Source organism: Enterobacter chuandaensis (assembly GCF_039718975.1).
Taxonomy (GTDB): Bacteria; Pseudomonadota; Gammaproteobacteria; order Enterobacterales; family Enterobacteriaceae; genus Enterobacter; species Enterobacter chuandaensis.
The window spans coordinates 1,376,074-1,388,074 of sequence record NZ_CP097173.1; the positions used below are offsets into that span (position 1 = coordinate 1,376,074).

Annotated in this window: 8 protein-coding genes and 1 pseudogene; all 9 read right to left on the reverse strand. The window is 57.5% G+C overall.

The features are described 5' to 3' along the window. Positions 1 to 17: 17 nt before the first annotated feature. The 9 genes and pseudogenes from potE to kdpF all read right to left on the reverse strand — a co-directional run bounded on the left by potE (position 18) and on the right by kdpF (position 11,949). Complete coding sequence (gene potE / locus MX657_RS06650; protein WP_080327885.1) at positions 18 to 1,331, reverse strand: putrescine-ornithine antiporter; 1,314 nt, start codon at positions 1,329 to 1,331, stop codon at positions 18 to 20. Then, positions 1,328 to 3,526 carry an ornithine decarboxylase SpeF gene (speF, locus tag MX657_RS06655; protein WP_346807777.1) on the reverse strand — a complete coding sequence of 733 codons (2,199 nt, stop codon included), beginning with the start codon at positions 3,524 to 3,526 and terminating at the stop codon, positions 1,328 to 1,330. The genes potE and speF overlap by 4 nt, the downstream gene beginning before the upstream one ends. A gap of 254 nt (positions 3,527 to 3,780) precedes the next feature. Next, the gene (speFL, locus tag MX657_RS06660) at positions 3,781 to 3,885 is read right to left on the reverse strand and encodes a leader peptide SpeFL (protein ID WP_003858645.1); all 105 of its coding nucleotides are present in this window, start codon (positions 3,883 to 3,885) and stop codon (positions 3,781 to 3,783) included. A 278-nt stretch (positions 3,886 to 4,163) separates the two neighbouring features. After that, positions 4,164 to 4,841 (reverse strand): annotated as a pseudogene (gene kdpE / locus MX657_RS06665) (two-component system response regulator KdpE). After that, positions 4,838 to 7,525 carry a two-component system sensor histidine kinase KdpD gene (gene kdpD, locus MX657_RS06670; protein ID WP_252002607.1) on the reverse strand — a complete coding sequence of 896 codons (2,688 nt, stop codon included), beginning with the start codon at positions 7,523 to 7,525 and terminating at the stop codon, positions 4,838 to 4,840. Before kdpD ends, kdpE begins: the two are co-directional and overlap by 4 nt. After that, positions 7,526 to 8,101: a potassium-transporting ATPase subunit KdpC gene (gene kdpC, locus MX657_RS06675; RefSeq protein WP_080327882.1), complete on the reverse strand. Its 576-nt coding sequence runs from the start codon at positions 8,099 to 8,101 to the stop codon at positions 7,526 to 7,528. A 12-nt stretch (positions 8,102 to 8,113) separates the two neighbouring features. Beyond that, entirely contained in the window at positions 8,114 to 10,162 is a 2,049-nt protein-coding gene (kdpB, locus tag MX657_RS06680) for a potassium-transporting ATPase subunit KdpB (protein ID WP_119915089.1), read from the reverse strand. An 18-nt stretch (positions 10,163 to 10,180) separates the two neighbouring features. Then, entirely contained in the window at positions 10,181 to 11,860 is a 1,680-nt protein-coding gene (kdpA, locus tag MX657_RS06685; RefSeq protein ID WP_346807779.1) for a potassium-transporting ATPase subunit KdpA, read from the reverse strand. Further along, a complete protein-coding gene (kdpF, locus tag MX657_RS06690) occupies positions 11,860 to 11,949 on the reverse strand; it encodes a K(+)-transporting ATPase subunit F (RefSeq protein WP_014069365.1) in 90 nt (29 codons plus the stop codon). Before kdpF ends, kdpA begins: the two co-directional genes overlap by 1 nt. Between the last annotated feature and the right edge of the window lie 52 nt (positions 11,950 to 12,001).

The window sequence follows — 12,001 nt, forward strand, 5'->3', positions numbered from 1 at the left end:
CGCCACCGGGCTTTTTTTTAACTATGTTTGTTCTTCAATTCAAATCTCGGTGACACCAGACCGTACAGCGTCCAGCCCATAAAGGTCACCATCGCGCCATACAGCATCGCTTCCTGGCCGGATGAGTAGAGCGCATAGAAGCTGTAAATCGCCCCAACCAGCGCCACGATATTCGCCACACGCGCTTTGCGAGGATCCACCTTCGCCACTTTCTGAATGATCACCAGCGCCGCCATCGACAGAATATACGGAATGATGTTCGTCACTACCGCCAGGTTGACCAGCACGTTGAACTGGCTGTTCAGCGACGGGCTAATGGTCATCAGCGACAATCCACTCTGGAAGATGACAATCGCCAGCATACCCTGCACCGGCGCATCCGCTTTGGTTACGCGGGAGAAAATTTTCGGGAAGTAGCCTTCGTCAGCCGAAGATTTAAACACCTGCGCAATGGTGAACTGCCAGCCGAGCAGCGAGCCGCAGCAGGACATGACCATCAGACCCATGATCACTTTCCCGACTTCCGGCGTAAACATCTGGGCGAAGGCCAGACCAAACGGTGCCGTGGAATTAGCCAGATCCATGTTCGGTACGATGCCCGCAATCACGTTGGTTGAAACGATATAGATCACCGCCGCGCCCAGCGTCCCGCCGAGGACCGCAATCGGGACGTTCTTCTCCGGATTCTCCACCACTTCCGCGTTCGCGCAGGCGGATTCCAGACCGAGGAAGGCCCACAGCGTCATGGCGATAGACGAGCCCACTGCGGTAAAGAACGGCACGTGGTGCGGGTTCCAGGAGTTGGCGTACAGCGTCGGGCTAAACCAGAACCAGCCGATGACGCACAGGCCGACAACCGGGATAATTACGCCCCAGACGGTGATGCTGCTGAGCTGCCCGGTGATACGCGCGCCGCCGAAGTTCGCCACGGTGCAGATCCACAGCACCCCGATAGTCGCCAGCCCAATTTGCACCGGGCTAAGCGTCGCGCCAAACAGCTCTGTACCGTAACCCACGGCGGAAATGGCAATCGCCACGTTGGCGATCAGCAGCGACACGCCGTAGGTGTAGTTCGCCATAAAGTTGCCGGACTTGCCGAAGGCGTACTCGGCATAGCCGCCCATCCCGCCTGACTTGCGGCTGAACATCCCGCACTTGGCAAACGCCCACGCCAGCGCCATCGAGCCGACGGCCGTCACCAGCCAGGAGATGATTGAGATGGTCCCCACTTCGGCAAGCTTGGTGGGCAGCATAATAATCCCGGATCCCATCATGTTAACCATGGTGAGGATAGTCAGCTGCACCACGCCCATCTTATTGGACTTGCTCATAATTTTTCTCCTTTCAGCAGCGATGGCTGAGCAGCAGGTTGTTTGATGACGTAGCAGCGAACCTGTTTGCGCCCATCACACTCCTCGACGTACACACCCTGCAGCTCCGGCGCGAAGCCAGGCAGAAGGTTGATCCCCTCTTCCAGTGCGGCAAAGTAGCGCAGCACGGAACCGCCCCAGACTTCACCCGGCACAACGCACAGTACCCCCGGTGGGTAAGGGAGCGCGCCTTCAGCGGCAATGCGGCCTTCCGCGTCGCGCAGTGAAACCAGCTCGACCTCACCGCGCAGATAGGCATAGTTCGCCTCTTGCGGGTTCATCATCACGCGTGGGAAGTAAGATTTGCGGAACATCTCTTTTTGCAGTTGCTTCACGTTGTGGCGGGCGTACAGGTCGTGCATCTCCTGGCAGATCTGGCGCAGGGTGTAGCCCGCGTAACGTTCCGGATGCTGTTTATAGAGAGAAGGCAGGACGTCTTTCAGCGGCACATCGCTCTCAAGCAGTTTTTCGAAGCGCACCAGCTGGGCGACCAGCTGCTGCAGCTTGCCCATGTCCTCCGCAGGTGTGAGCAGGAACAGGATCGAATTGAGGTCGCATTTTTCCGGCACGATGCCGTTTTCACGCAGGAAGTTGGCGAGGATAGTGGCGGGCACGCCGAAGTCGTCATATTCGCCGGTGCGCGCGTTAATACCCGGCGTGGTCAGCAGCAACTTGCACGGATCGATAAAATACTGGTGCTCAGCGTAACCTTCAAAGGCGTGCCAGCGTTCACCCGGTACGAAATGGAAGAAGCGCAGATCGGTCGCAATCTCCGCCGTGTCCCAGCTTTCCCAGGCGCTGCCATCCACCGTCTCGGGCACGAACGGACGAATAAACCGGCAGTTCTCCAGGATCAGCTTGCGCGCCTCGATGCCCGTCACCACGCAGTCCATCCACATATTGCGACCGCTCTGTCCTTCGTGCATACGGGCGTTAATGTCCAGCGCGGCAAACAGCGGATAGAACGGGCTGGTGGAAGCGTGCATCATAAAGGCATTATTCAGCCGCTTATGTGGGACATAGCGCTGCTGACCTTTGATGTGGCTGTCTTTCTTGTGAATTTGCGAGGTCTGCGAGAAGCCAGCCTGCTGTTTATGCACGGACTGGGTAACCAAAATCCCCGGATCGTTTTCGTTCAGCTCCAGCAGCAGCGGAGAGCAGTCGGCCATCATCGGAATAAACTGCTCGTAACCCACCCACGCAGAGTCAAAAAGGATGTAATCACACAGGTGCCCAATCTTATCCACCACCTGACGGGCGTTATAGATGGTGCCATCGTAGGTACCCAGCTGGATCACCGCCAGACGGAAAGGACGTTCGTCACGTGCGCGGCCCGGCGCCACCTCCGATACCAGCTCGCGCAGGTAACTCTCCTCAAAGCAGTGTGCGTCAATGCCGCCGATAAAGCCGTACGGGTTGCGCGCGGTTTCCAGATAGACCGGCGTAGCGCCTGCCTGGAGGAGGGCACCGTGATGGTTAGATTTATGGTTATTACGGTCGAACAGCACCAGGTCACCAGGGGTGAGCAGGGCGTTAAGCACCACTTTGTTGGATGACGAGGTGCCATTCAGCACGAAGTAGGTCTTATCGGCATTAAATACCTTTGCCGCATGCTGCTGGGCGATGCACGGCGCGCCTTCGTGGATCAGCAGATCCCCCATCGCCACGTCGGCGTTGCACAGGTCGGAGCGGAAAAGCGTCTCACCAAAGAAATCGACAAACTGATTACCGGCAGGATGGCGGCGGAAGAACTGGCCACCCTGATGCCCCGGGCAGTCGAAGGCGCTGTTGCCCTGCTTCACATAGTCGACAAGCGCGCGGAAAAACGGCGGGCGCAGTTGGGTTTCATATTTCTGCGCGGCCGCTTCCAGCTGACGTCCGTAAAAGTCGTTGTTGGTGTCTGAATGTTCAAATACGCCATGAATGCGTGATAAATACTCTGCCGGGATAATCTCTTCTTTGTGCGTCGCGACAAAGACGGGAATGCCAAAACCGGTGGCTTCAATTTCGTCCAGTATGCCGCAGGAAATATCGCTGACCGCCAGAACAATGGCGGCTACATCAATATAATCAGAAGTACGGATATCCACCAGTTCACGCTGGGTAACAAAGCAGTCCGGACATGCACGGCTGGCTGCGATTTTTAACTTTTTCATCTTTCTCTCTTTATTTTAGGCAATATGCGTCCCTCGATTTCTTGCGAAAAAGAAATCGATAGTTTTCCGGAAAAAAAGCAAAGCGTGGCCACTGATTAAAATCAGTAAATTGCTTTTTGATAATTGAAATTCAGTCCGCCCGGTTGCGGATGAGTCTGAATCTGATTGAATGAGCGCACGAGTTCACAGGCAATGGCCTGTAAAATAAGATGTTTCAGGATGACCTGTAAGCGAGTGCGCCAGAAGTCGAAGGACTACCGGGCATTAAAGAGATGAAAGTCAAAGCAGTTTCGGTGGGCAAACATCATGATATGTGTTGTCCGCCTTATATGGGGCATTAAACGATTGTTGTTTTCCATGTTTCATTTTCCTTTCAGCAATTGAAAGCATGGTCATTTTATCCAGGAAAAGGCGATTAACTGTGAAACAGATCACCATTACCCGATCATTTCAGAAATAAATAATCGTTTTTGATGAATATAGCAGATCAAAATTCTGATTTGTTGATGATGCGTTAATGGATTGTTTTATCAATGTTCAAAATGAACAAAAATAACCAAAAAAATAATCTTATGATTATTTATGAAATATTTTCTGATGGGGTTGTTTTTATTTAAAAAATAAAGTGAATAGTTATTCAAAGCATAAACCGATAACCGATACCGGTTTCAGTTAATAAATGGCGAGGGCGAGCGGGGTCAACTTCAAGTTTCTGGCGAAGATGCCCCATATATATGCGTAAATAGTGACTATGTTCCACCGCGTTGGGTCCCCACACCTGACTTAACAGCTGGCGCTGGGTGAGTACCTTCCCGTGATTATTAAGCAGCACGGCGAGCAGACGAAACTCGATTGGCGTGAGATGGATTTCTTCTTCACCGCGAACAATACGTCGCGCGGCCAGATCAACCCGGATATCCCCAAACGTCTAGGTCGGGTCAGCAGGCGTGGTTGCGCTGTGGCGGCGCAGCGCCACGCGCAGGCGAGCCTGCAGCTCGCCAATCCCGAAAGGTTTAATCAGATAGTCGTCCGCCCCGGCATCCAGCGCCGCGATTTTATCCGTCTCTTCAGTACGGGCGGAGAGCACCAGGATCGGCATCTGGCTCCACTGACGAACCTCGCGAATAAAATCGATACCGTCACCGTCCGGCAGGCCAAGATCGAGGATCACCAGGTCCGGCTTGCGGGTCGCGGCTTCAATTAACCCCCGTTGAAGGGTACCGGCATCATGAACGCGCAGACCGTCTCCTTCCAGCGCAGCGCGCAGAAACCGGCTAATGGCGATTTCATCTTCAACAATCAGAACGTTGATCACAAATCCTCTGGTAATTCATTAAGTTCTGGCGGAGTTTCCAGTGGAAGTGTAACACAAAACCTTGCGCCCCCTTCCGGACGATTCTCTGCGGAAATGGTCCCGCCATGAACGTCAATAATCGCCTGGCAAATGGCCAGCCCCAGCCCAACGCCCGGAATGGCCGACTCCTTATTACCGCGCGCGAATTTTTCGAAAATCGCCATCTCCTGTCCGGCAGGAATGCCCGGGCCGGTATCCCAGACGTCAAGACGCAGCGTTCCGTCGTTAACGGTCGCATCCACGCCGATCTGCGCGCTGGCACCCGCATATTTGCCGGCGTTTTCCAGCAGGTTGATCAGCACCCGTTCAAACAGCGGACCGTCGACGTGAATTAAGGTCAGCGGCTCGGGCATGTTCAGCGCAATATGGCGTCCACCGAGGCCGGGTTCCAGCATTTTCAGGGCGCTGCCTACCACTTCTTCGAGCGTGAGCCACTCTTTTTTGAGGTTAAAACCGCCTGACTGGATCCGCGCCATATCAAGCAGGTTATTCACCAGGCGCGTGGTATTCAGCACATGCTGGCGAATCTCGCTGGCCTGGATGGCGTGTTTAGAGCCTTCCGCCGCCAGATCCAGCGTCAGGATTTCTGACTGACCAAACAGGACGGTGAGCGGGGTTCGCAGATCGTGAGAAAGCGCCGCCAGCAGCGAGTTACGAATGCTTTCCCGCTCGCTCGCCAGCCTGGCCTGCTCTTCGCTGGCGGTAAGCGCCAGCCGCTCCAGCGCGCTGGCAACCAGCAGGGTGAAGGTCTCGAGCAGCCGTTGCTGTTCGGGGATCATCAGCTGGCGCAGGTTGGAGGGCTCAACAATCACCAGCCCCTGATTTTTATCGGCACTGCGCAGCGGCAGAATTTGATAGGGCACGCCGGGCAGGGTGTCGGTCCCTGCGCCCGCCGGTAGCCCTTTATCAAAGCTCCAGCGGGCGATGGCTTCGTCCCAGGGCGTCATGCCCGAGGCCGACGTCAGCGGGCGCAGCTTGCCGTGCTCGTCCGGGAGTAAAATCAGGTTGCTGGCATGAAACGTCGAGCGGATAAACTGCTCGCTGGTCTGCACAATATCCAGCGGCGTGCGGCCCACAGCCAGCGATTTCGACATCTCATAGAGATGGCGCGTTCGCTGTTCGCGATAGCGGGCGATACGCGCCTGGTAGCGCACGCCCGCCGTTAAGTTCCCGATCACCAGCCCGACGGTGAGCATGACGGCGAAGGTGAGGATGTACTGTACGTCCGAAACCGCGAGCGTCCCGCGTGGGGCAATAAAGAACAGATCGAAGCTGATGACGTTGACTACCGTCGCCAGTACCGACGGCCAGCGTCCGTAAAAGAGCGCCACTACCACCACGCCAAGGAGGTAAATCATCACCAGGTTGGCCGCATCAAAGGCAATCAGCCACTGGCTGGCAATCACGGTAATCAGGGCGCAGAGCACAACGGCAACAAAACAGCCGCGAAGCTGAATGCGCCATTTATCGCTGAAGGCACGGCTGTCCGGCGTGCGGCTGGGGAGGGGAGCAGGTTTATCATCCAGCGCCACGATCACCAGATCCAGATCCGGCGCGCGGCGGGCCAGCTTGTCGGCAAAGGATTCGCGGCTAAACCAGCGGCGGTGCTGGCGACGGCCAATCACGATTTTCCCCAGGTTGTGCTCACGGGCGTAGCGCAGAATGGCTTTATCTTCCTGAGGATCGGAAAGGGTGGCCGTTTCAGCGCCCAGCTCCTGCGCCAGGCGTAGCGAACTCAGGATCGCGCGGCGCTGATTTTCGGGCAGAGCGTGCAGTTGCGGTGTTTCAACATACACCGCATGCCAGACGCTGCCAAATTTGGCCGCCAGACGAGCGGCGGTGCGGACCAGCTTTTCATTGCCGCTGCCGTGTCCCACGCACAGCAGAATGGCGTCCCGCGTATGCCAGACGCGTTCCTGACCCTGCAGGTCACGCCAGGCGCGCATCTGATCGTCGACGCGATCGGCAGTGCGACGCAGAGCCAGTTCGCGCAGGGCAATCAGGTTACCTTTGCGGAAGAAGTGTTCGATGGCGCGCTCGGCCTGGCCAGCGATATAGACTTTCCCTTCGTGCAGGCGTTGACGCAAATCGTCGGGGGGGAGATCGACCAGCACCACTTCATCGGCAGAATCAAAGAACGGGTCGGGCACCGTCTCCCGTACCTGAATGCCGGTCACGCCGCTCACCACGTCGTTCAGGCTTTCAAGATGCTGAACGTTAACCGTGGTGAAAACATCAATACCGGCTTCGAGCAGTTCTTCCACATCCTGCCAGCGCTTTGGGTGACGCGAGCCCGGCGCATTGCTGTGCGCCAGTTCGTCCATCAGGATAAGGGCGGGACGGCGGGCGAGGGCGGCATCAATATCAAACTCCGTGACTAAACGACCACGGTGGCTGATGCGGCGGGGCGGCTGGGTCGCCAGCCCCTTCAGCAGCGATGCTGTCTCTTTACGTCCGTGGGTTTCAACCACGCCGATCAGAATATCGAGCCCCTGCGCCCGAAGCCGCTGGGCTTCCGTCAGCATGGCGAAGGTTTTCCCGACGCCTGCGCAGGCGCCAAAGAAAATTTTCAGTTTGCCGCGATGGGCTTCAGCCGTCTGTTCAAGCAGCCTGTCCGGATCCGGGCGCATTGGCTCGTCGGTCATTTAGTTTTTCCTTAGCGCGTCCAGCGCCAGATTCAGCTCAACAATATTCACCACGGGCATGCCGATAAAGCTGACCAACGGCTTTTGCGTGTGCTCTGCCACCAGCTTGCTCACCTGTTCGACGGTCAGCTGACGGGCGGCGGCGACGCGCGGGATTTGCCATGCCGCTGCTGCCGGCGTCAGGCTGTAGTCCAGTCCGCTGGCCGAGGCGGTTACCAGTTCCACGGGCACCTCACGGCTGGCCTGCGGATTGGCGGCGCGCAGGGCCGCCACGCGCTCAGCGACGGCTTTGTCCAGCTCCGGGTTGCTGCCCGCCAGGTTACTGCCGCCGGACGCCATCGGATTATACGGGCTTTCGGCAGTGGCGGAAGGGCGTCCCTGGAAGTAACGGGCATCCGTAAAGTTCTGCCCGATCAGGCGTGAACCGCGGTTTTCACCGTTTTGCATAATCAGCGAGCCGTTGGCCCGATCCTTAAACCACCACTGGCCCAGCGCGGTAGTCACCAGCGGGTACAGCCCGCCGGTAATGAGAGACAGCAGAATAAACAAAAGTATAGCGGGGCGTAACATCGTCATTTGATTCACCTTTTAAACCAGGCCGAACAGCGTCAACAGCAGGTCGATAGCTTTGATACCGATGAAAGGCACCACCAGCCCACCCAGGCCGTAAATCCACAGATTCCGGCGCAGCATGGCGGCGGCGGTCAGCGGCTTATAGCTCACGCCTTTCAGCGCCAGCGGGATCAGGAAGACAATAATCAGGGCGTTAAAAATCACCGCGCTGAGAATGGCCGAGGACGGAGAGTGCAGGTGCATCACGTTCAGCGCATTGAGCTGCGGATAGGTGGCCGCAAAGGCCGCCGGGATAATAGCGAAATATTTTGCCACGTCGTTGGCGATACTGAACGTGGTCAGCGACCCGCGCGTCATCAGCATCTGCTTGCCAATGTGCACAACCTCAATCAGCTTGGTCGGGTTAGAGTCGAGGTCGACCATGTTGCCCGCCTCTTTTGCCGCCTGGGTACCGGAGTTCATCGCCACCGCCACGTCGGCCTGCGCCAGGGCAGGGGCATCGTTGGTACCGTCACCCGTCATCGCCACCAGGCGGCCTTCCGCCTGATACTGACGAATCAACGCCAGCTTCGCTTCCGGCGTGGCTTCGGAAAGGAAATCATCTACGCCCGCTTCGGCGGCAATCGCCGCGGCGGTAAGACGGTTATCCCCGGTTATCATCACCGTTTTAATACCCATTTTACGCAGCTGGGCAAAGCGCTCTTTAATACCGCCTTTGACGATATCCTTCAGGGCAATCACGCCCAGCACGTTCGAGCCTTCTGCCACCACCAGCGGCGTGGCCCCCTGACGGGCAACGCTTTCGACCAGCTTGTCCACCTCGGGCGGGAAGTGGCCGTTGTTGGCTTCAATGTGGCGACGGATGGCGTCAACGGAGCCTTTACGGATCATGCGATCCTGAATGTTAATGCCGCTCATGCGGGTCTGCGCCGTGAAGGGCACGAAAGTAGCGTGCAGGCTCTGCACGTCGCGCTGGCGCAGGTTGAAGCGCTGTTTCGCGAGAATCACGATGCTGCGGCCTTCCGGGGTCTCATCGGCAAGTGAAGAGAGCTGCGCGGCATCTGCCAGCGTTTTTTCATCCACGCCGGGAGCGGGTAAAAATTCTGACGCCTGGCGGTTACCGAGGGTGATGGTCCCGGTTTTATCCAGCAGCAAGACATCCACGTCACCGGCGGCTTCAACCGCGCGCCCGCTGGTGGCAATGACGTTGGCACCCAGCATGCGGCTCATACCAGCCACGCCGATGGCTGATAGCAGGCCGCCAATGGTCGTTGGGATCAGGCAGACCAGCAGCGCCACCAGCACGGTGACGGTGACCGCGGTGCCGCCGTAGGCCGAGAATGGCCACAGCGTCGCGGTTGCCAGCAGGAAGACGATGGTCAGGGCCACCAGCAGAATGGTCAGGGCGATCTCGTTCGGCGTTTTGCGGCGCTGCGCGCCTTCTACCATGGCGATCATCCGGTCGAGGAAGGTTTCGCCCGGGTTGACGCTGCACTGAATGACCAGCCAGTCGGAAAGAATGCGCGTCCCGCCGGTTACGGAGGCGAAATCGCCGCCGGATTCACGGATCACCGGCGCGGATTCCCCGGTAATGGCGCTTTCATCCACCGATGCGCCACCTTCAATCACTTCTCCGTCGCACGGGATGATGTCGCCAGCTTCTACCAGCACCACATCACCTTTACGCAGTTCATCTGCCGGAACGTGGTCCATCTGCGCGCCGTATTTCGGTTCACGTAATTTCCGCGCAAACGCCGTTTTTTTCACCCCTTTCAGGCTGTTGGCCTGCGCTTTACTCCGGCCTTCCGCCAGCGCTTCGGCAAAGTTGGCGAACAGCACGGTAAACCACAGCCACAGGCTGATGGCCCCGGTAAACATCGCATTCCCCGACATGTGGCCCGTTACCATGGCGATTGCCAGTACGGTGGTCAGGATGCTGCCCGCCCAGACGATAAACATCACCGGGTTGCGCCACTGCACGCGCGGGCTCAGCTTTTTTACCGCATCCATGAGCGCCTGACGAACTAACGACGGTTCGAGCAGGGCCAGTTGTTTACGACTCATGACAAATACTCCGCAAAATCAGCGTAAAGAAAGAGTTTCCGCGACCGGGCCTAGCGCGAGGGCGGGGATAAAGGTCAGGGCGCCGACCAGCAAAACGGTGCCCGTCAGCAGGCCGATAAACAGCGCGCCGTGTGTCGGTAATGTCCCGGTGGTGGTCGGTTGAATTTTTTTATTCACCAGCGATCCGGCGATCGCCATGACCGGCACAATCACCCCGAAGCGCCCCACAAACATGCAGAACGCCAGCAGGCAGTTCCAGAACGGAGAGTTGGCGCTTAAGCCCGCAAAGGCGCTGCCGTTGTTGTTGGCGGCAGACGAAACGGCATACAACACTTCGCTGAAGCCATGAATGCCCGGGTTAAAGATGCCGCTGCGTCCGGCCTCGGTCATCAGCGCCAGCGCGGTGCCGAGCAGCACAAGGGCTGGGGTGACCAGAATCGCCAGCGCGGTTAATTTCATCTCGCGAACGTCGATTTTTTTACCGAGGTATTCCGGGGTGCGGCCAATCATCAGACCGGCAATAAACACCGCCAGCAGCACGAACAGCAGCATGCCGTAAAGACCCGAGCCCACGCCGCCAAACACCACCTCGCCGATCTGCATCAGCCACATCGGGATCATCCCGCCCAGCGCGGTAAAGGAATCATGCATGGCATTGACGGCCCCGCACGATGCCGCCGTGGTGACCACCGCGTAGAGGCTGCTGGCGAGAATGCCGAAGCGGCTCTCTTTACCTTCCATGTTGATAGTGCTGTCAGCCCCAAGCTGCATGAAATGGGGGTTGCCGCTCCATTCAGCCCACATCACCAGCACCACGCAGACCACGAAGATCAGCGACATGGTCCAGAGCAGGGTGCGGCCCTGACGGCGATCGTTGACCACATCACCAAAGGCGAAACAGAGCGCGGCGGGGATCAGGAAGATCGCCAGCATCTGCACCAAATTGGTCAATGCAGTCGGGTTTTCAAACGGATGCGAAGAGTTGACGTTGAAGAAGCCGCCGCCGTTGGTGCCAAGCATCTTAATCGCCTCCTGCGATGCCACCGGCCCCATCGGCAGGAGATGTTTTGCTCCTTCCAGCGAGGTATAAGGGGCATAAGGCAGCAGGTTTTGCAGGGTGCCTTGCTGAATAAAGAACAGCGCGATAAGCAGCGCAATCGGCAGCAGGATCCACAGCGTAATGCGCGTTAAATCCACCCAGGCGTTACCCAGGGTACTGATTTTCTGACGCGCGAACGCGCGCGTTAGCGCGAAGATCACCGCGATACCGCTGGCGGCAGAGAGGAAGTTCTGCACGGTTAATCCAGCCATCTGGCTGAAATAGCTCAGCGTGGTTTCACCGGCATAGGACTGCCAGTTGGTGTTGGTGACAAAGCTCACCGCCGTGTTCAGGGCAAGATGCCAGGACAGGCCCGGTAACTGTTGCGGATTCAGCGGCAGGCTACCCTGCAGCATCAGCATGGCAAAAAGCGCAATGAGCCCAACGATATTCAGCAGCAGAATGGCAAACAGATACTGACGCCAGTTCATCTCACGATCGTCGATTCCCAGAACACGCCAGATCCCTTTTTCAACGCTTCCCGTGCCGGGCAAGGGGACGTTGTTGATAAGCCGTGCCAGCCCTGATCCCAGTGGCCGTGCCAGGACGAACAGGACCACGAAGAAGCTGGCGATAAGCAAAAACGCCTGAGCAGCCATCAGAATGCCTCCGCATTAATCAGGGCATAAACCAGATAACCCAATAACAGGAACACCAGCACGATGCCGGCAATAAGACCTGCACTCACAATCCACCTCCGGGTGACTTTTGTTGTTGTGCTAACGGTAGGATTTACGGCG